The 17,671-nt window shown below is 73.8% G+C and carries 15 protein-coding genes and 1 tRNA gene; 4 read left to right on the top strand and 12 right to left on the bottom strand.

Features of this window, described 5'->3' with window-relative positions:
* Positions 1-61: 61 nt before the first annotated feature.
* From ACIQ1J_RS05010 to pdhA, 3 genes are read right to left on the bottom strand one after another with little or no spacing between them, the layout of a single operon-like run.
* The gene (locus tag ACIQ1J_RS05010) at positions 62-1,474 is read right to left on the bottom strand and encodes a dihydrolipoamide acetyltransferase family protein (protein WP_403554173.1); all 1,413 of its coding nucleotides are present in this window, start codon (positions 1,472-1,474) and stop codon (positions 62-64) included.
* Positions 1,474-2,478: an alpha-ketoacid dehydrogenase subunit beta gene (locus ACIQ1J_RS05005; RefSeq protein ID WP_403554171.1), complete on the bottom strand. Its 1,005-nt coding sequence runs from the start codon at positions 2,476-2,478 to the stop codon at positions 1,474-1,476. The genes ACIQ1J_RS05010 and ACIQ1J_RS05005 overlap by 1 nt, the downstream gene beginning before the upstream one ends.
* Positions 2,475-3,644: a pyruvate dehydrogenase (acetyl-transferring) E1 component subunit alpha gene (pdhA, locus tag ACIQ1J_RS05000; RefSeq protein WP_403554169.1), complete on the bottom strand. Its 1,170-nt coding sequence runs from the start codon at positions 3,642-3,644 to the stop codon at positions 2,475-2,477. Before pdhA ends, ACIQ1J_RS05005 begins: the two co-directional genes overlap by 4 nt.
* A gap of 189 nt (positions 3,645-3,833) precedes the next feature.
* Here pdhA and ACIQ1J_RS04995 point away from each other — a divergent pair, with 189 nt between their 5' ends.
* Complete coding sequence (locus ACIQ1J_RS04995) at positions 3,834-4,337, top strand: Lrp/AsnC family transcriptional regulator (RefSeq protein ID WP_210960168.1); 504 nt, start codon at positions 3,834-3,836, stop codon at positions 4,335-4,337.
* 26 nt (positions 4,338-4,363) lie between these two features.
* Here ACIQ1J_RS04995 and ACIQ1J_RS04990 read toward each other — a convergent pair whose 3' ends face one another.
* A complete protein-coding gene (locus ACIQ1J_RS04990) occupies positions 4,364-4,975 on the bottom strand; it encodes a TetR/AcrR family transcriptional regulator (RefSeq protein ID WP_403554167.1) in 612 nt (203 codons plus the stop codon).
* Entirely contained in the window at positions 4,972-6,486 is a 1,515-nt protein-coding gene (locus ACIQ1J_RS04985) for a 3-hydroxyacyl-CoA dehydrogenase (protein ID WP_403554166.1), read from the bottom strand. Before ACIQ1J_RS04985 ends, ACIQ1J_RS04990 begins: the two co-directional genes overlap by 4 nt.
* A 184-nt stretch (positions 6,487-6,670) precedes the next feature.
* Between ACIQ1J_RS04985 and paaN the strand changes: the two genes are divergently transcribed.
* Positions 6,671-8,362, top strand: a complete 1,692-nt coding sequence (gene paaN, locus ACIQ1J_RS04980) for a phenylacetic acid degradation protein PaaN (protein WP_403554164.1) — start codon at positions 6,671-6,673, stop codon at positions 8,360-8,362.
* 9 nt (positions 8,363-8,371) lie between these two features.
* Here paaN and ACIQ1J_RS04975 read toward each other — a convergent pair whose 3' ends face one another.
* The 6 genes from ACIQ1J_RS04975 to ACIQ1J_RS04950 all read right to left on the bottom strand — a co-directional run bounded on the left by ACIQ1J_RS04975 (position 8,372) and on the right by ACIQ1J_RS04950 (position 14,750).
* Positions 8,372-9,139: a TrmH family RNA methyltransferase gene (locus ACIQ1J_RS04975; RefSeq protein ID WP_403554162.1), complete on the bottom strand. Its 768-nt coding sequence runs from the start codon at positions 9,137-9,139 to the stop codon at positions 8,372-8,374.
* On the bottom strand, positions 9,136-10,458 hold the full coding sequence (locus ACIQ1J_RS04970) for an HTTM domain-containing protein (RefSeq protein WP_403554160.1): 1,323 nt from the start codon (positions 10,456-10,458) through the stop codon (positions 9,136-9,138). The genes ACIQ1J_RS04975 and ACIQ1J_RS04970 overlap by 4 nt, the downstream gene beginning before the upstream one ends.
* Positions 10,455-11,129, bottom strand: coding sequence for a DUF5819 family protein (locus tag ACIQ1J_RS04965; protein ID WP_403554158.1), 675 nt, complete (start codon positions 11,127-11,129; stop codon positions 10,455-10,457). The genes ACIQ1J_RS04970 and ACIQ1J_RS04965 overlap by 4 nt, the downstream gene beginning before the upstream one ends.
* A gap of 708 nt (positions 11,130-11,837) precedes the next feature.
* Positions 11,838-12,167 carry a rhodanese-like domain-containing protein gene (locus ACIQ1J_RS04960; RefSeq protein ID WP_210960169.1) on the bottom strand — a complete coding sequence of 110 codons (330 nt, stop codon included), beginning with the start codon at positions 12,165-12,167 and terminating at the stop codon, positions 11,838-11,840.
* Positions 12,168-12,216: 49 nt separating this feature from the next.
* Positions 12,217-13,068 carry a hypothetical protein gene (locus tag ACIQ1J_RS04955; RefSeq protein WP_403554156.1) on the bottom strand — a complete coding sequence of 284 codons (852 nt, stop codon included), beginning with the start codon at positions 13,066-13,068 and terminating at the stop codon, positions 12,217-12,219.
* Between the two features lie 155 nt (positions 13,069-13,223).
* Positions 13,224-14,750, bottom strand: a complete 1,527-nt coding sequence (locus ACIQ1J_RS04950) for a DUF2252 domain-containing protein (RefSeq protein ID WP_403554154.1) — start codon at positions 14,748-14,750, stop codon at positions 13,224-13,226.
* Positions 14,751-15,131: 381 nt separating this feature from the next.
* Between ACIQ1J_RS04950 and ACIQ1J_RS04945 the strand changes: the two genes are divergently transcribed.
* Positions 15,132-16,070 (top strand): carbohydrate-binding protein, encoded by a 939-nt coding sequence (locus tag ACIQ1J_RS04945; protein WP_403554152.1) that lies wholly within the window; start codon positions 15,132-15,134, stop codon positions 16,068-16,070.
* A 101-nt stretch (positions 16,071-16,171) separates the two neighbouring features.
* Here the strand turns inward: ACIQ1J_RS04945 and ACIQ1J_RS04940 are convergent.
* Positions 16,172-16,258: transfer RNA gene (locus ACIQ1J_RS04940), tRNA-Leu, on the bottom strand.
* Positions 16,259-16,781: 523 nt separating this feature from the next.
* Between ACIQ1J_RS04940 and fhaA the strand changes: the two genes are divergently transcribed.
* Positions 16,782-17,663: an antibiotic biosynthesis regulator FhaA gene (fhaA, locus tag ACIQ1J_RS04935; protein WP_403554150.1), complete on the top strand. Its 882-nt coding sequence runs from the start codon at positions 16,782-16,784 to the stop codon at positions 17,661-17,663.
* Positions 17,664-17,671: the final 8 nt, after the last annotated feature.

Below are 17,671 nucleotides of genomic sequence, written 5' to 3'. Positions count from 1 at the left end.
GGGAACGCGGGGGAGCCCGCGCGATCGGAGTGTGCCGACCGGCGTCGCCGCCGGACTCTCGTCACAGGGTCCGCAGCAGCACCGCCGGCTGTTCGACGCAGTCCGCCACGTACCGCAGGAAACCGCCCGCCGTACCACCGTCGCACACCCGGTGGTCGAAGGTGAGCGACAGCTGGACGACCTGGCGCACCGCCAACTCGCCCTCGTGCACCCACGGTTTGGGGACGATGCGGCCGACGCCGAGCATGGCCGCCTCGGGGTGGTTGATGATCGGCGTGGAGCCGTCGACGCCGAAGACGCCGTAGTTGTTCAACGTGAAGGTCCCGCCGGTCAGTGCACCGGGCGTCAGGCGACCGGCCCGGGCCGCCTCGGTCAGCCGGGCGAACTCGGCGGTGAGCGCCTCGGCGTCCCGGGCGTGAGCGTCCCGGACGACCGGCACGACCAGCCCCCGGTCGGTCTGCGCCGCGAAGCCGAGGTGGACGTGGTCGAACCGGACGACCTCGCGGGCCTCCGCGTCGACCGTGGAGTTCAGCTCCGGGAAGCGGGCCAGGGCGGCCGTGCAGATCCGGGCCAGCAGCGCGACGAGGGAGATCTTCGGCCCGCCCGCCGCGTTCATGGCCGTGCGCGCCCGCATCAGCTCGGTCGCGTCGGCGTCCACCCAGCAGGTCGCGTCCGGGATCTCGCGCCGGCTGCGGGAGAGCTTGTCGGCGACGGCGCCGCGGACGCCCTTGAGGGGGGTGCGGACACCGCCGGAACGCGCGGCGGAGGACACGGGTGCCGGCGCCTCGGTGGGGCCGGCCTGTCCCTCCCGGACCGCCGTACGGCCGCCGTGCGCGGCGGCGGCACGCAGCGCGTACTCCACGTCCGCCCGCAGGATCAGCCCTTCCGGGCCGGAGCCGCTCAGCTCGCGCAGGTCCAGGTCGTTCTGCCGGGCCAGCCTGCGCACCAGCGGGGAGATGACGGGGACGGGGCCGTCCACCGGGTCCGCGGTACGGGCCCGGCCGTTGACCTGCCCGGTCGCCGCCGCGGTGGACGTCTGCCGGTCCGGCCGCACCCGGCGCCGGCGCGCGGGCGCTTCGGAGGTGCCGTATCCGACGAGGACGTTGCCCGAGCCCCCGGCCTTCGCCTGCCCGGCCGCCGGCCCCTCGGCTCGCGCCGGCTCCACCGCCTCGCCGCCGGCGCCGGAGTCCCGCGCCGGAAGGCCGGCGGCACCCTCGCCCACCGCCACCGTCAGCAGCGGCGCTCCGACGGGCAGCTCCGAGCCCTCCTCGCCGAAGCGGGCGGTGACCACGCCCTCGTAGGGGCAGGGCACCTCGACCATCGCCTTGGCCGTCTCGACCTCGACGACCGGCTGGTCGACGGCCACGACGTCGCCGACCTCGACCAGCCAGCGCACGATCTCCGCCTCGGTGAGCCCCTCACCGAGGTCGGGGAGCTTGAACTCCAGGCTGCGCCCATCAGAAGCGTGTGCCATCAGCTTTCGGCCTCCCACTGCAGGCGCCCCACGGCGTCCAGGATCCGGTCCACACCGGGCAGGTGGTGACGCTCCAGCATCGGCGGCGGATACGGGATGTCGAACCCGGCCACACGCAGCACCGGCGCCTCCAGGTGGTGGAAGCAGCGCTCCGTGACCCGGGCCGCGATCTCCCCGCCCGGGCCCCCGAAGGAACCCGACTCGTGGACGACGACCGCGCGTCCCGTCCGCCGCACCGAAGCGCACACCGTCTCGTCGTCGAACGGCACCAGGGAGCGCAGATCGACGACTTCGAGGTCCCAGCCCTCGGCCCGGGCCGCCTCGGCCGCCTCCATGCAGGCGACCAGCGACGGTCCGTACGTGATGAGTGTGGCGCTCCTGCCCGAGCGCCGCACCACCGCGCGGCCCACCGGTTCAACGGGCGTCGGCTCCTCGGGGTTCCAGGCATCCTTCGACCAGTACAGACGCTTGGGTTCGAGGAAGACCACCGGGTCGTCGGAGGCGATGGACCGGCGCAGCAGCCCGTAGGCGTCGGCGACGGTCGCGGGCGTGACGACATGGAGCCCCGGAGTCGCCATGTAGTACGCCTCGGACGAGTCGCTGTGGTGCTCGACGCCGCCGATGCCGCCACCGTAGGGGACGCGGATGGTCAGCGGCAGGGGCATCCGGCCGCGGGTGCGGTTGCGCATCTTGGTGACGTGGCTGACGACCTGCTCGAACGCCGGGTAGGCGAAGGCGTCGAACTGCATCTCCACGACCGGGCGCAGTCCGTACATCGCCATGCCCACGGCCGTGCCGAGGATGCCGGCCTCGGCGAGCGGGGTGTCCGTGCAGCGGTCCTCGCCGAACTCCGCGGCGAGTCCGTCGGTGACCCGGAAGACGCCGCCGAGGGTGCCCACGTCCTCGCCCAGGACGTGCACGCCCGGGTCGGCGGCCATGGCGTCGCGCAGCGCGCGCGTGAGGGCCTGCGCCATGGTGGCCGGCTTGACGGCGACCGTGGTCATCGGTGTCCCCCTTCGGGCGCCCCGGACGCGGCCCCGGTCTCCGCCTCGGCCGCCGCCGCCAGCTCCGCCCGCAGCAGGTCGCGCTGCTCGCGCAGCTGCGGCGTGGGCTCGGCGTAGACGTGGTCGAACAGGTCCATGGGGTCGAGTTCCGGGTCCCTGTTCATGCGGGCGCGCAGGTCGGCGGCCATGGTCTCGGCGTCCTCGCGGGCGGCCCGGACGCCCTCCTCGTCGAGCAGACCGCGCTCGGTCAGCTCCCGCTGAAGCAGCTCGATCGGGTCGTGCCGGCGCCAGGCCTCGACCTCGGCGTCGCCCCGGTAGCGCGTCGCGTCGTCGGCGTTGGTGTGCGCCTCGACGCGGTACGTCACCGCCTCCACCAGCGTGGGACCGCCCCCCGCGCGCGCGTGGCGCACGGCGTCGGACAGGACCTCGTGCACGGCGGCGGCGTCGTTGCCGTCGACCAGGCGGCCGGGGATGCCGTAGCCGACGGCCTTGTGGGCCAGCGACGGGGCCGCGGTCTGCTTGGCGAGCGGAACGGAGATCGCGAAGCCGTTGTTCTGCACGAGGAAGACGACCGGTGCCCGCCAGACGGCCGCGAAGTTCAGCGCCTCGTGGAAGTCGCCCTCGCTGGTGCCGCCGTCGCCGACCATGGCGAGCGCGACCACGTCGTCGCCCTTGAGCCGGGCGGCGTGCGCAAGACCGACGGCGTGCGGGAGCTGGGTGGCCAGCGGCGTGGACAGGGGCGCGACCCGGTGCTCGAAGGGGTCGTAGCCGGTGTGCCAGTCACCGCGCAGCAGGGTGAGTGCCTCGACGGGGTCGACCCCGCGGGCGACGACGGCGAGCGTGTCGCGGTAGCTCGGGAAGAGCCAGTCCCGCTCCTGAAGGGCCAGCGCGGCGGCGACCTCGCAGGCCTCCTGACCGGTGCTGGAGGGGTAGACGGCCAGCCGGCCCTGCTTGGTCAGCGCCGTGGCCTGCGCGTTGTAGCGCCGGCCGGCGACCAGCCGGGCGTACAGCGTGCGCAGCAGCTCGGGGTCGGCCTCCTCGGCGGCCTTCGTGCCGAGGACGCGGTACGGCTCCGCGTCGGGCAGCAGCGGCGCGGGGTCGGTACGGGGCTGCCAGGCGGGCGGCGGTGTGGGCCGGTAAGCGCCCCGCTGCTCCATGACCGTCATGACGGCACCTCCTCGTGGGAGCGGCTGTCGGCTCGCCACGGATGTGACGGGCCTCACCTACCGATTGTTCGGTCGCCGACGCATTTTGGCTACAGGCGGCCCCAGGCTGTGGACAAACGGTTCTCCACAGCCTGAGATGGACGCAGTACGTCCATGGGAGGAAGGCGGGGGCACGTGGCATCTGAACAAATGGCCGAACGCCCGGAAGAAGCCGGCGGCCCGGACGACGCCGGCGCCCCGCCGCCCCCGCGCCCGCTGGACGCCATCGATCAGGACATCCTGCGCATGCTCCAGGCGGACGGCCGCGCCTCGATACGCTCGGTCGCCGAGCGGGTGCACGTCTCGCGCGCGAACGCCTACGCGCGCATCAACCGGCTCGTCGAGGACGGCGTCATCCGTGGCTTCGGCGCCCGCGTCGACCACGAACGCGCCGGGCACGGCACCTCGGCGTACATCACCCTGAAAATCGTGCAGAACTCCTGGCGCACGGTCCGCGCGCAGCTCCGGCAGCTCCCCGGGGCCTCGCACATCGCCCTGGTGGGCGGCGACTTCGACGTCCTGCTGCTGGTGCACACCCCGGACAACCGGGCCCTGCGCGAACTGGTGCTCACCCGTCTCCAGGCCATCCCGGAGGTACTCAGCACGCGCACCCTGCTGGTGTTCGAGACCGAGGACCTGGAACCGCAGAGCTGACCGCCGGGCCGGAGCCTAGTGGCCACTCAGGACGCCTTGCGCAGACCCCCGAAGACCAGCCGCGCCACCGCGTCGACCACTTCGCGCTCACCCGCGCCGCCCCGGCCGCCGCTGCCGTGGGGACCGTCGGGCCGGTACCACTCCACGATCGAGTTGATCATGCCGAAGACCAGGCGCGTCGCGAGCCGTACCTCCACGTCCGCGCGCACGTCCCCCTCGGCCGCCGCGGCCTTCAGCAGGTCGGCGACCCGGTGGTCGAACTCGCGCCGCCGCTCCAGCGCCCACCGCTCGGTGCCGGTGTTGCCGCGCACCCGCAGCAGCAGCGTGACGTACGGCAGTTCGGCCATGAGCACCTCGACCATGCGCCGCACGACGTACTCCAGCCGCTCGGCGGCGGGCCCCACGCGCGCGTGCTCCTCGTCGAGGATCGCGAAGAGCTCGTCCAGCGCCCGGCTCACGGCCCGGCGCAACAGCTCCTCCTTGCCCGTGACGTGGTGGTAGATCGACGACTTGGAGATGCCGGCCGCCTTGGAGAGGTGCTCCATGGAGGTGCCGTCGTAGCCGCGCTCGATGAAGACCTGCACGGCGACGGAGAGCAGCGTCTCGGGCGTGTACGTGTCGCGCCTGGCGGTACTCATGAGGGGGTGCCCTCCCCTGCGTCGGAGGCGTGCGTGTGACGGCGGAGCGCCAGGGACGGGGCGTGGCGCCCGGAGGGCTCGCGTTCGTGCAGCTCGCCCAGCAGTTCGTACACCCACCGGAGTCCCAGCCGGCGGCCCCACTCGACGGGCCCGAGCGGGTAGTTCACGCCGAGGCGCATCGCGGTGTCGACGTCCTCCGCCGAGGCCACGCCCCGGGCGACCGCGTCGTACGCCAGGTCGACGATCCGCGCGACCGTCCGCGCCACGATCATGCCGGGCACGTCGCCGACGACGCTGACCTTCTTGCCGAGCGCCTGGAAGAGGCCGGTGGCCTCGGCGAGGGCGCGGGGCGGGGTGGTCCCGGAGGGCGCGAGGGCGATACGGGTGGCCCGCCGGTAGTCGAGGGCGAGGTCGAAGTGGATGGCACCGCCGAGCTCGGCCGAGGTCTGCCCGTCGGTGAGGTGGAGCCGGCCGCCGCCGGGCAGCACCAGCGACCCGGTGCCCCGGTCCTCCTCGCGGACCTCGATGCCCGCCTCGCGGATCAGCGCGGGCAGCTCGCCGGCCGGTCCGAGGCCCCCCTCGGCGACGACGTACGCGGGCCGGTCGGCGGGTTCGGCGGTGTGCGGCTCGGGCCGCTCGGCACCGTCCCGGTAGTCGTACCAGCCCTGCCCGCTCTTGCGGCCGAGCCGGCCGGACTCGACCAGGCGGCGCTGGGCGAGCGACGGTGTGAAGCGCGCGTCCTGGAAGAACGCCTGCCACACGGAGTGCGTGACGGACTCGTTGACGTCCTGCCCGATCAGGTCGGTCAGCTCGAAGGCGCCCATCCTGAAGCCGCCCGACTCGCGCAGCACGGCGTCGACGGTGGCCGGGTCGGCGGCCCGCAGCTCGTGGACCGCGAGGGCCTCGGCGTAGAAGGGCCGGGCGACTCGGTTGACGACGAAGCCGGGGGTGTCGGCGCAGGCGACCGGGGTCTTCCCCCAGGCGCGGGCCGTCTCGTACGCGCGCGTGGCCGACGCGGGGTCGGTGGCGAACCCGGAGACCACCTCCACCAGCGGCAGCAGCGGCGCGGGGTTGAAGAAGTGCAGGCCGACGAAGCGGCCGGGGGCGCGGAGCGCGCCGCCGATGGCGGTGACGGACAGGGAGGAGGTGTTGGTGGCGAGCAGGCAGTCGTCGCCGACGACGTCCTCCAGCGCCCGGAACAGCTCCTGCTTGACGTCCAGCCGTTCCAGGACCGCCTCGACGACCAGCGCGCAGTCGGCGAGGCCGGCGAGGGCCTCGGCGGGCCCGAGCCGGGCACGGGCGGCGTCCCGCTCGGCGCCGGTGAGCCGTTCCTTCTCGACGAGCCGGTCGAGCCGGGCGCCGATCGCGTCGGCCGCTTCCCGGGCCCGCCCGGGGACGGCGTCGTACAGCCGTACGGGGTGGCCCGCGACCAGCGCCACCTGGGCGATGCCCTGGCCCATGGTGCCGGTGCCGACGACGGCCACGGGGCTGCTGAGGTCGAGTGCTGTCATGTGCGCGATCCTCCCGCACGGGGTTTTCCACAGATGCGGCGGTCCCCCTTGTCCCGACCGATCGTTCGGTTACTCTAGCCGTGTCCGCCTGTTTCTGCCCAGGTTTCCCCCAGGTCCACGGACTCGACGAAGCGTCGACGCGGAGTCGACGGCGAGTTCGTGAGAGACGAGGAGTTGGTCCCGCATGGCCGCCGAACTCACCGCACACCAGCTGATCGCCCAGCACCGGCCGACCCTGGACCTGGCGCTGGAGACGATCCGCACGCGCGCGTACTGGTCCCCCCACCCCGAACACCCCAAGGCCTACGGGGAGAACGGCAGCCTGGACACGGCCGCGGGCAAGGCCGCCTTCGACGCCCTGCTCGGCACCCGCCTCGACCTCGGCCAGCCCGGCACCGACGGCTGGACCGGCGGCGAGGTCTCCCCGTACGGCGTCGAGCTGGGCGTTCAGTACCCGCACGCGGACCTCGACGTGCTGCTGCCCGCCATGAAGGCCGGCCAGAAGGCGTGGCGGGACGCGGGCGCGGAGCTGCGCGCGATGGTCTGCCTGGAGATCCTCCGGCGGATCGCCGACCGGACGATGGAGTTCGCCCAGGCGGTCATGCACACCTCCGGCCAGGCCTTCATGATGGCCTTCCAGGCAGGCGGCCCGCACGCGCAGGACCGCGGCATGGAGGCCGTGGCCTACGCGTACGTGGAGCAGGTCCGTACCCCCGACACGGCGGAGTGGACCAAGCCGCAGGGCAAGCGCGACCCGCTCGCGCTGACCAAGCAGTTCACGCCGGTCCCGCGCGGTATCGGCCTGGTCATCGGCTGCAACACCTTCCCGACCTGGAACGGCTACCCGGGCCTGTTCGCCTCCCTCGCCACCGGCAACGCGGTGCTGGTCAAGCCCCACCCGCGCGCGGTGCTGCCGCTCGCGCTCACCGTGCAGGTGGCCCGCGACGTCCTCGCCGAGGCCGGTTTCGACCCGAACCTGGTCGCGCTGGCCGCCGAGCACCCCGGCGAGGGCATCGCCAAGACCCTGGCGACCCGCCCCGAGATCCGGATCATCGACTACACCGGCTCCACCTCCTTCGGCGACTGGCTGGAGGCCAACGCCCGCCAGGCGCAGGTCTTCACCGAGAAGGCCGGCGTCAACACGGTGATCGTCGACTCCACCGACGACTACAAGGGGATGCTCGCCAACCTGGCCTTCTCCCTCTCCCTCTACAGCGGCCAGATGTGCACCACCCCGCAGAACCTGCTGATCCCCCGCGACGGCATCCGCACCGACCAGGGCCCCAGGACCTACGACGAGGTGACCGCGGACCTGGCGCGGGCCGTCGACGGACTCCTCGGCGACGACGCCCGGGCGAACGCCCTGCTCGGCGCGATCGTCAACCCGGACGTCAAGGCCCGCCTGGAGGCCGCCGCCGGCCTCGGCGAGGTCGCCCTGGCCTCCCGCGAGGTGGCCAACCCGGACTTCCCGGACGCGGTCGTGCGCACCCCGGTGATCGTCAAGCTGGACGGCGCCAAGCCCGACGACGAGGCCGCCTACACCAGCGAGTGCTTCGGCCCGGTCTCCTTCGCCGTCGCCGTCGACTCCGCGCAGCACGCCGTGGAGCTGCTGCGGCACAGCGTCCGGGAGAAGGGCGCGATGACGGTGGGCGCCTACACGACCGACACGGAGGTCGAGCAGTCCGTGCGGGAGGCCTGCCTGGAGGAGGCGGCCCAGCTGTCCCTGAACCTCACCGGCGGGGTGTACGTCAACCAGACGGCCGCCTTCTCCGACTTCCACGGCTCGGGCGGCAACCCGGCGGCCAACGCCGCCCTGTGCGACGGGGCTTTCGTGGCCAGCCGCTTCCGGGTGGTGGAGGTCCGCCGCCAGGCCTAGAACAGCCTGTCAGGTCACGTGCGGTGCGCCCCCGCCGGCGCTCCAGTGGTACAGCGTCATGGCCACACTGGTCGCGAGGTTGTAGCTGGAGACCTGGGGGCGCATCGGCAGCGCCACCAGATGGTCGGCACGCGCGCGCAGCTCCCGCGACAGCCCGCTGCGCTCCGAGCCGAACGCGAGCAGCGCGTCGTCCGGCAGCTTCAGCCCGCGGACGTCCTCGCCCTCCGGGTCCAGCGCGAACACCGGCCCCGGCGGCAGCTCCCCGGCCTCCAGCCGTTCCACGGCGGTCGCGAAGTGCAGCCCCGCCCCGCCGCGCACCACCGTGGGATGCCATGGATCGAGTGTGCCCGTGGTGACCACACCGGTCGCCCCGAAACCGGCGGCCAGCCGGATCACCGCCCCCGCGTTGCCGAGGTTGCGCGGCTGGTCGAGGACCACGACGGGCGTACGGCGGGGCGTGTGCGCCAGCGCCCGCAGGCTGACCGCACGCGAGGGCCGTACGGCCAGGGCGGCCACGGCGGTGGGATGCGGGCGCGGCACGAGGGAGGCGTACGTCTCCTGCGGCACCTCCGCCAGCAGAGCGTCCATGGCGTCCCGCACGTCGGGCGCCAGCTCCTCGGCGAGGGCCAGGGCGCCCGCGCGGTCGGCGGTGACGGCCACCGGGACCTCGGCGCCGAATCGCAGCGCGTGCTTGAGGGCGTGGAACCCGTCGAGCAGCACGCACGGCCCGGCGTGCCGGCGCCAGACGGCCGGCGGATCGAGGTCGGGGTCGGTCATGTCCGGAAGCCTACGTGCGTGTGGCCGGGGTCCTTGTCGCTCTCCGCGGCCTCCTGGGAGCGGGGCCCGGGCACCGCCGCCCTGCGGTCGTCCCCACCACCGGCACCACCACCGGCACCACCGCCGTCGCCACCGCCGTCGCCACGCCCGGCCGTCAGCCGGCCCGGCAGCCGGCCCAGTAGCCGGCCCAGTAGCCCGGCACGCGCGCGTGCCGCCCGGCCGCCCAGCCGGCGCAGGAAGGAGGTTGGCAGGAAGACCGCGTCCGCGGCGATCATCGCCAGCGAGAAGAACGGCAGCCCCAGCACCACGGCGATCACCGCGTGCTCGGCCATCATGGCGGCCAGCAGCACGTTCTTGATCCGCCGGTTGAACAGCGTGAACGGGAACGCGACCTGCACGGCGACCGTGCCGTAGGTGATGAGCATGACCATCGTGCCGTTGGCGGCCAGCGCCTCGGAGAGCGCGGGCCAGGGCGAGAAGTAGTCAAGGTTCAGCGGGTAGTGGACCGCGGTGCCGTCCTGCCAGCGCGAGCCCTGGATCTTGTACCAGCCCGCCGTCGCGTAGATCAGGCAGGCCTCGGCCATGATCACGACCAGCGCGCCGTTGTGCACGATGTTGGCGATCACGTCGAGCAGGATCCGCGGCTCACCGCCCCCGGCCCAGCGCCCCACGGCCCACCACAGGCCCTGCGCGGCCCACACCGCCCACAGCAGCGCCGGAACGAACCAGTCGCCGTCCAGCCCGCCCGCCGACGTCATGGTGAGCAGCACGAACCCGAACACCCACCACAGCGCCGGCCCGGCCCGGTCCACGACACGCTCCCCACGCGCGCGTGCCCCACCCGCACGCCGCGCCCGGCGCGCGTCCAGCGACCACACCTGGCCGCAGCGCGTGAGCACCAGGTAGATGCTCATCAGGTGCAGGACGTTGTCGCCGCCGTCCCCCATGAAGACGCTGCGGTTCTGCAGCGAGAGCACACCGACCATGAAGATCACGGACATGGTCCGGGTGCGCCAGCCCAGCAGGAGCAGCACACCGCTCAGGACGGCCACCGCGTAGACGATCTCGAACCAGACCCGCCCGTCGGACCACATCAGCACCGTGAAGGCGCCGTTGTCCGCGATCAGCTGCTCGGCGAGGTCGTGGCCCCAGGGGCTCCCGGGACCGTACAGCTCGTGGCGGTGGGGCAGTTCGCGCAGCAGGAAGAGCAGCCAGGTGGCGCTGAAGCCGATGCGGATCACGGCGGTCTGGTACGGGCCGAGCGCGGCGCCGGTGACACGGGCGATGCCGCGGGAGACCGAGAGGGCGATGTCGTTCACGCGGCGTCCCCCTCCTTCCCACCGGCGGCCAGCGGCCACCAGGGCAGCTCGCGGTAGGCCGGCCGGCCGGAGACCTTCTCCCCGCTCCACGAGGGCGGCTCCACGTTGGTGGTCCGGGAACGGTACTGGACGCGCTGGACGGCACCGCCCGGCCCGGCGGCGTCGTTCCGGTCCAGGCGCAGGACGGCGATGCGGCGCAGATAGTCCTCGGACAGCGTGCCCCGCAGGCCCACCGGGCGGTCGTCGGAGTCGTGGGTGGCGACGAAGAAGTCCCAGGCCCGGCGGAGCTCGTTCTGCTGGGTGTGGCTCGGCAGCGGATTGCCGTCGATGTCCCGGCCGTCCTCGGCGGACAGGTCGTACCAGCCGGTCGTGCGTATCGCGCCGTCCGCCGTGCTCACCTCCGCCCGGAGCTGGACGGAGACGTTCTGCTGGAGCGGGTTGGGCGCGAAGAGCTTCCAGTTCTGTTCGAACTCCGGGAAGACCCACTCGTCCACCGCCTCGCCGTGCTGCTTGGTGAGGGTGTTCGACGGCGCCACGTGCAGGAACACCAGGCCGAGGTGGGCGCAGACGGCGACGGCGACGACCGCGAGGGCGGCCACGGCACCGACCTGGTAGCGCGGGGAGAGCGCGGAGATACCGGTACGGGGCGCCACGATCGCCTGGCGGGGCACCGCGGTGCCCGAACGGGGGCCGTCTCCCGCGCCGGCCTCGGACCCGGCCCTGTCGCCGTCCGACCGACCCGGCTGATCCGACCGGTCCGACCGACCCGGCCGGTGCCGCTGATCCGACCGACCCGGCTGATCCGACTGGACCGACTGGGCCGACTGGGCCGACTGGACCGACTGGACCGGCCGGTCCGGCTGATCCAACCGACCCGGCTGATCCGACTGGGCCGACTGGACCGACTGGACCGGCCGGTCCGGCTGATCCAACCGACCCGGCTGATCCGACTGGACCGACTGGACCGGCTGATCCGACTGGACCGGCTGATCCGGCTGATCCGACCGACCCGACCAATCCGACTGGTCAGGCTGATCCGGTGCGCCCCGTCCCCCCTGCTCGTCCCGCCCCCGCGGGGCGTCCGAGCCTGTGTCGTACGCGTCCATTCCGCCCCGTTCCGGTCCCGATCCGTCGTACCGCCCCTTCCGTCGCGGGGCTCGCCCGCGCGCCACTCGTGCGGCTGCTCGACAGCGTCCGAACGGGAACGGTACTCAGGACTGTCCGCCCGCACAGCCCCCGGCGGACCGACCGCGCAGTGGCCGTCACCACATCGTCACCGCGCGACGGCGCCCGCCGTGACACGGAGACGATCCGGCGGCGATCCGGAGGGACGGCCCGGGGGCAACCCGGAGGGACGACCCGGAGACGACCCGAGCGGCCTAGAGAACGTGCCCCGGCTCGCCCTTCCCGTCCACCACCGGGCGGCCGGCCGCGGCCCACACCTGCATGCCGCCGTCGACGTTCACGGCGTCGATGCCCTGCTGGGCCAGATACATGGTGACCTGGGCCGAGCGTCCGCCGGAGCGGCAGATCACGTGGACCCGGGCGTCCTGCGGCGCGGCCTCGGTCAGCTCACCGTACCGGGCCACGAACTCGCTGATGGGAATGTGCAGCGCCCCGGCGGCGTGACCGGCCTGCCACTCGTCGTCCTCGCGGACGTCCAGCAGGAAGTCGCCGTCCTTGAGGTCCGTGACCTCGACCGTGGGCACACCAGCTCCAAAACTCATGCCCCAGACGCTACCCGAGCCCCCGCCCGGCTCAGCCCTGCCCGAGCACCGCCGCCAGTTCGGCCTCCCGCTCCCGCACCTGGGTCGCCAACTGCTCGGCGATCTCCTCCAGCAGCCGGTCGGGGTCGTCGGGGGCGAGCCGGAGCATGGCCCCGATCGCGCTCTCCTCCAACTCCTTGGCGAGCAGCGTGAGCATCTCCTTGCGACGGTCGAGCCATTCGAGGCGGACGTACAGCTCCTCGCCCAGGCTCGGGCGCCGCTCGGGCGCCGGACCGGCGGCCCACTCCTCCGCCAGCTCGCGCAGCCGCGCCGCGTCGCCACGGGCGTAGGCGGCGTTGACCCGGGTGATGAACTCCTCGCGCCGGACCCGCTCCTCGTCCTCCTGCGCCAGGTCGGGGTGGGCCTTGCGGACCAGCTCGCGGTAGAGCTTGCGGGCCTCCTCTCCGGGCCGCACCCGCTGCGGCGGGCGTACCGCCTGGTCCGTCAGCATCGCCGTGGCCTCCGGGAACAGGCCGTCCCCGTCCATCCAGCCGTTCAGCAGCTCCTCGACCCCGGGGATCGGCATCAGCCGGGCCCGCGCCTCGTCGGCCCGGCGGCGGTCCTCCGCGTCACCGGTGCCGGCCGCCCTGGCCTCCAGGATCTGCGCCTCCAGCTCCTCGAGCCGCGCGTACACCGGGCCGAGCCGCTGTTCGTGCAGCCGCGAGAAGTTCTCTACTTCCACGCGGAAGGTCTCCAGCGCGATCTCGTACTCGATGAGTGCCTGCTCGGCGGCCCGCACGGCCTGTTCCAGCCGTTCCTCGGGACGCGGCGCACCGTCCTCGGGCGTCGCCGCCGGCTCCGCACCGGCGCCGCCACCACCCTGCTCAGCTTCCGGGGTCGTCACCCGACCAGCGTAGGCCACACCCCGCCCGGCGCCGCCCGGCCCGCCGCACCCGACGACGCGCGCCCCGCCCGCGCACGACGTACGCACGACGTACGCCACCCGAGGCGGCCGCGCTTCCACCGCCTGCGACGTCTCCGGCGCAGGCGGTGGAAGCGTCACACCCCCAGTTCCGCCGCGACCCGCCCGGCCCGCACCGCGTCCACCAGCTCCGCGTGGTCGGCCTCCGTGCGGTCGGCGTAGGCCACGGCGAAGGCGGCCACCGCCTCGTCCAGCTCGTCGTTCCTGCCGCAGTAGCCGGCGATGAGCCGCGGGTCGGCGCTGTGCGCGTGGGCGCGGGCCAGCAGGGCGCCGGTCATGCGGCCGTAGTCGTCCATCTGGCCGGCGGCCAGGGCCGTGGCGTCGACGCTGCCCTTGCGGTTGCGGAACTGCCGCACCTGGAACGGCCGCCCGTCGACCACCGTCCAGCCCAGCAGCATGTCGCTGACCACCTGCATCCGCTTCTGCCCCATGACCACCCGGCGCCCCTCGTGCGCGGCCTCGGGGGCGTCGAAGCCGACGGCCGTCAGATGGGGCAGCAGCGCGGAGGGGCGGGCCTCCTTCACCTGGAGCACGAGCGGCTCGCCGCGGTGGTCCAGGAGCAGCACGACGTACGACCGCGTGCCCACGCTGCCGGTGCCGACGACCCGGAAGGCGACGTCGTGCACCGCGTACCGCGCCAGCAGCGGGAGCCGGTCCTCGGAGAGCGTGGCCAGGTACGGCTCCAGAGCGGCCGCGACCGCCGCCGCCTCCCCGGCCGGGACGCGCCGCAGCACCGGCGGGGCGTCGGCGAAGCGCCGCCCGCCGTCCTCGGTGGCCTCGGTCGACTTGGCGGCGAAGCGCCCGCTGGTGTTGGCCCGCGCCTTCTCGGCCACCCGCTCCAGCGTGCCGAGCAGGTCGTGGGCGTCGGTGTGGGAGACGAGTTCCTCGTCCGCGATGGCGTTCCAGGCGTCCAGCGCGGGGAGCTTCGCCAGCAGCCGCATGGTGCGCCGGTAGGCGCCGGCCGTGTCGTGGGCGGCCTCGCGGCAGGTGTCCTCGTCGGCGCCGGCCTCCCGGCCCGCGAGGACGATCGAGGCGGCGAGCCGCTTGAGGTCCCACTCCCAGGGGCCGTGGACGGTCTCGTCGAAGTCGTTCAGGTCGATGACCAGGCCGCCGCGGACGTCACCGTAGAGACCGAAGTTGGCGGCGTGCGCGTCGCCGCAGATCTGGGCGCCGATCCCCGTCGTCGGCGTACGCGCCAGGTCGTACGCCATCAGCCCCGCCGACCCGCGCAGGAAGGCGAACGGTGTGGCGGCCATCCGCCCGACCCGGATCGGGGTGAGTCCGGGTATCCGGCCGCGGTTGGACTCCTCGACCGCGCTCACCGCGTCCGGGCGGGAGGCGTCCAGGGTGAGGTCGGCGTGCGCGGACCGCGGAACGCGCGTGCGCAGCGCCTTTCCCTCGGCCTTCGGCGAGCCGCCGACGGGCCACCGCGCGAACCCCGGCACGGCCGGCACCCGCACGCCCCCCTCCGGGCCCTCTACCGCGCCCGCTCCCGCGCCCGCACGCGCCCCCGCCGTCCCCTCGGCCGCCGTCCCCGCCGTCACCTCCCCCGCCGTCCCCTCGGCCGCAGTCCCCGCCGTCGTCCCCGCTGTCGCCTCGGTCATCGCGACCGCCCTCCCCGTACTCGTACCCGTACACACACTCGTGCCGTACCCGTGCCGCACCCGTGCCGCATCCATGTCCGCGCCGCCGCTCCCTGGCGCCGACGCGCCACGACCGTACCCCCGGGCGATCCGCCCGTACACGGGCCCGCCCGCCCCGTTCCGCCGCCCGCATAACGCCGGGCAGGGGGCGGAACGGGAGGTGTCCGGGCCCCCACCGGCCCGCATACGGTTTCCAGCGATCACCACGGAGCGCGCCCGCCGAAGCACCGACAGCAGCCCGCCCCGCGCGGCGGGCGCGCTCCCTGTCCCCGACGTCCCGGATGTCGCACGTCCCGTCCAGCTTCCCCAGGGACCACCCCACCGAGGAGACCGAGGAACGCCATGACCTCCGACGCCCCCACCACCCCCGACGAACCCGGCACCGGACCCGGACCCGGACCCGGACCCGGACCGCACACCGGACCGCACACCGGACCGCACACCGGCCCGGGCCCCGGCGCCACCGCCGACCGCGGCATCAGCCGCAAGACGCTGCTCAGGGCGGCCGTCGCCGCCGGCGCCGCCGTCCCGCTGCTCGCCACCGGCTCCATCGCGCTCGCCCGGGACACCGCCCGCTCCTCCACCGGCGAGCCCCTGCCGCCGACCCCCTTCTGCGACGACGGCGACGACCCGACGCCCGACCAGATGGAGGGCCCGTACTTCAAGCCGAACTCCCCGCTGCGCACCAGCCTGGTGACACCCGGCACCGCCGGCACCCGGCTGACCGTCAGCGGCTACGTCTTCGGCCGCGACTGCGTCCCGCTGCCCGGCGTGCTCCTCGACTTCTGGCAGGCCGACAACGCCGGCGCCTACGACATGGCCGGATACACCCTCCGCGGCCACCAGTTCACCGACGCCACGGGCGCGTTCTCACTGCGGACGATCGTCCCCGGCCTCTATCCGGGCCGTACCCGGCACATCCACGTCAAGGCGCAGACACCCGGTGAACCCGTACTGACCACCCAGCTGTACTTCCCCGGCGAGCCCCGCAACAGCACGGACGCCCTCTTCGACCCCGCGCTGCTGATGAACGTCCGCGGCGCCGGCGGCGGCAAGGAGGGGAGCTTCGACTTCGTCCTGGACGTGGACGGCGATCCGGGCCCCGGCCCCACCGACCCGCCGACCGACCCGCCGGGCGGCACCTGGGCGGCCGGCCGCTCCTACGCCGCCGGCAACGGGGTCACGTACGGCGGCGGCTCCTACCGCTGCCTCCAGGCGCACACCTCGATGGCGGGCTGGGAGCCGCCCAACGTGCCGGCCCTGTGGCGCCGCGAGCCCTGAGACCTTCCTCACAGCGCACCGCGGCCCCGCGGCGCCCCCCACAGCGCCCCCGCCCGAGCATGCGAAAGCCCCCCAGGTCCGAGACCTGGGGGGCTTCCGGCTGGTGCGCGAGGGGGGAGTTGAACCCCCACGCCCTTTCGGGCACTGGAACCTGAATCCAGCGCGTCTGCCTATTCCGCCACCCGCGCATTGGGTGTGTCCTCGGGGCCTTTCCCTGCGGTCCGGCGCCTTCCGACACGAGAACATTAGCACGCTGGAACGGGTGGATTCACATCCCTTCCCAGGCGGGGACAGGCCACGCGCAAGGCCCCGGGAGCAGGGCGCCCGCCCTCCTTCGGGCACTCGGGCACTCGTATCGGCCCGTGTCCGTTCAGGTATCAACCTCGTACCGGTCCGGCCCGTCTCCCCAGGAGCCGGTAGGGGTCCGCAGTCAGGTGCGGGACACTGGTCTGCGGCCGCCTCTACGATCCTGGGCATGAGTACCCGCGGGAGAGCATCCCGAAGGACCCCAGCGTTCGAAGGGGAGCTCCGGCGGGAACTCCGAGAGGCGTCGACACCCGTCGACCGGGCCGACAGGGGGAACCAGCCGATCGACCGGCGCGTGGATACGATCAGTAAGCAGTACCAAGTAGGCAGTGCGCGGGTGAGCGGTACACGCGTAAGCAGTACGCAAGGCAGCGGACAGGACGGCAGCGACGGAGGAGGTGCCCCATGGGAGTCCTGAAGAAGTTCGAGCAGCGTCTCGAAGGTCTGGTCAACGGCACCTTCGCGAAGGTGTTCAAGTCCGAGGTGCAGCCCGTGGAGATCGCGGGAGCGCTCCAGCGCGAATGCGACAACAACGCGACCATCTGGAACCGCGACCGCACCGTCGTACCCAATGACTTCATCGTGGAACTGAGCACGCCCGACTTCGAGCGCCTCAGCCCCTACTCCGGCCAGCTCGGCGACGAGCTCGCCGGCATGGTCCGCGACTACGCCAAGCAGCAGCGCTACACCTTCATGGGACCGATCAAGGTCCACCTGGAGAAGGCGGACGACCTCGACACCGGCCTGTACCGGGTACGCAGCCGTACGCTCGCCTCCTCCAGCAGCCACCAGGGCGGCCCGGCGCCCGCGGGCCCCACCGCACCCCCTGCCCCCACCGGGCGGCCCGGCGGCCCGGGCGGTGGCTACGGCTACCCGCCGGCCGCCGCCCCCGCGGGCGCCCCACCCATGCCGGCCGCGCCGCCACCCGGCGGACGCCCCGGCGGATACGGCTACCCGCAGCCCGCGGGCGGCCAGCAGCCCCCGGCCGCACCCGCGGCCGCCGGACACACCCGCCACTGGATCGAGATCAACGGCACCCGCCATCAGATCTCCCGCGCGACACTCGTGCTCGGACGCAGCACCGAGGCCGACGTGCGGATCGACGACCCCGGCGTCTCCCGCCGGCACTGCGAGATCCGGACCGGAACGCCCTCGACGATCCAGGATCTCGGGTCCACCAACGGCATCGTGGTGGACGGGCAGCACACCACCCGCGCTACGCTCCGCGACGGCTCGCGGATCGTCGTGGGCAGCACCACCGTTATCTACAGGCAAGCCGAAGGGTGATCCGGGGG

Source organism: Streptomyces sp. NPDC097107, assembly GCF_044762405.1.
Lineage (GTDB): Bacteria > Actinomycetota > Actinomycetes > Streptomycetales > Streptomycetaceae > Streptomyces > Streptomyces thinghirensis.
Note: the sequence above shows the minus strand (reverse complement) of the source record. Positions and strands in the feature narration are given on the sequence as shown.

Bases quoted from the DNA above. Each gene is read 5' to 3' on its own strand.
- ACIQ1J_RS05010 (WP_403554173.1), bottom strand. From the start codon at position 1,474: ATGGCACACGCTTCTGATGGGCGCAGCCTGGAGTTCAAGCTCCCCGAC.
- ACIQ1J_RS05005 (WP_403554171.1), bottom strand. From the start codon at position 2,478: ATGACCACGGTCGCCGTCAAGCCGGCCACCATGGCGCAGGCCCTCACG.
- pdhA (WP_403554169.1), bottom strand. From the start codon at position 3,644: ATGACGGTCATGGAGCAGCGGGGCGCTTACCGGCCCACACCGCCGCCC.
- ACIQ1J_RS04995 (WP_210960168.1), top strand. From the start codon at position 3,834: ATGGCCGAACGCCCGGAAGAAGCCGGCGGCCCGGACGACGCCGGCGCC.
- ACIQ1J_RS04990 (WP_403554167.1), bottom strand. From the start codon at position 4,975: ATGAGTACCGCCAGGCGCGACACGTACACGCCCGAGACGCTGCTCTCC.
- ACIQ1J_RS04985 (WP_403554166.1), bottom strand. From the start codon at position 6,486: ATGACAGCACTCGACCTCAGCAGCCCCGTGGCCGTCGTCGGCACCGGC.
- paaN (WP_403554164.1), top strand. From the start codon at position 6,671: ATGGCCGCCGAACTCACCGCACACCAGCTGATCGCCCAGCACCGGCCG.
- ACIQ1J_RS04975 (WP_403554162.1), bottom strand. From the start codon at position 9,139: ATGACCGACCCCGACCTCGATCCGCCGGCCGTCTGGCGCCGGCACGCC.
- ACIQ1J_RS04950 (WP_403554154.1), bottom strand. From the start codon at position 14,750: ATGACCGAGGCGACAGCGGGGACGACGGCGGGGACTGCGGCCGAGGGG.
- ACIQ1J_RS04945 (WP_403554152.1), top strand. From the start codon at position 15,132: ATGACCTCCGACGCCCCCACCACCCCCGACGAACCCGGCACCGGACCC.
- fhaA (WP_403554150.1), top strand. From the start codon at position 16,782: ATGGGAGTCCTGAAGAAGTTCGAGCAGCGTCTCGAAGGTCTGGTCAAC.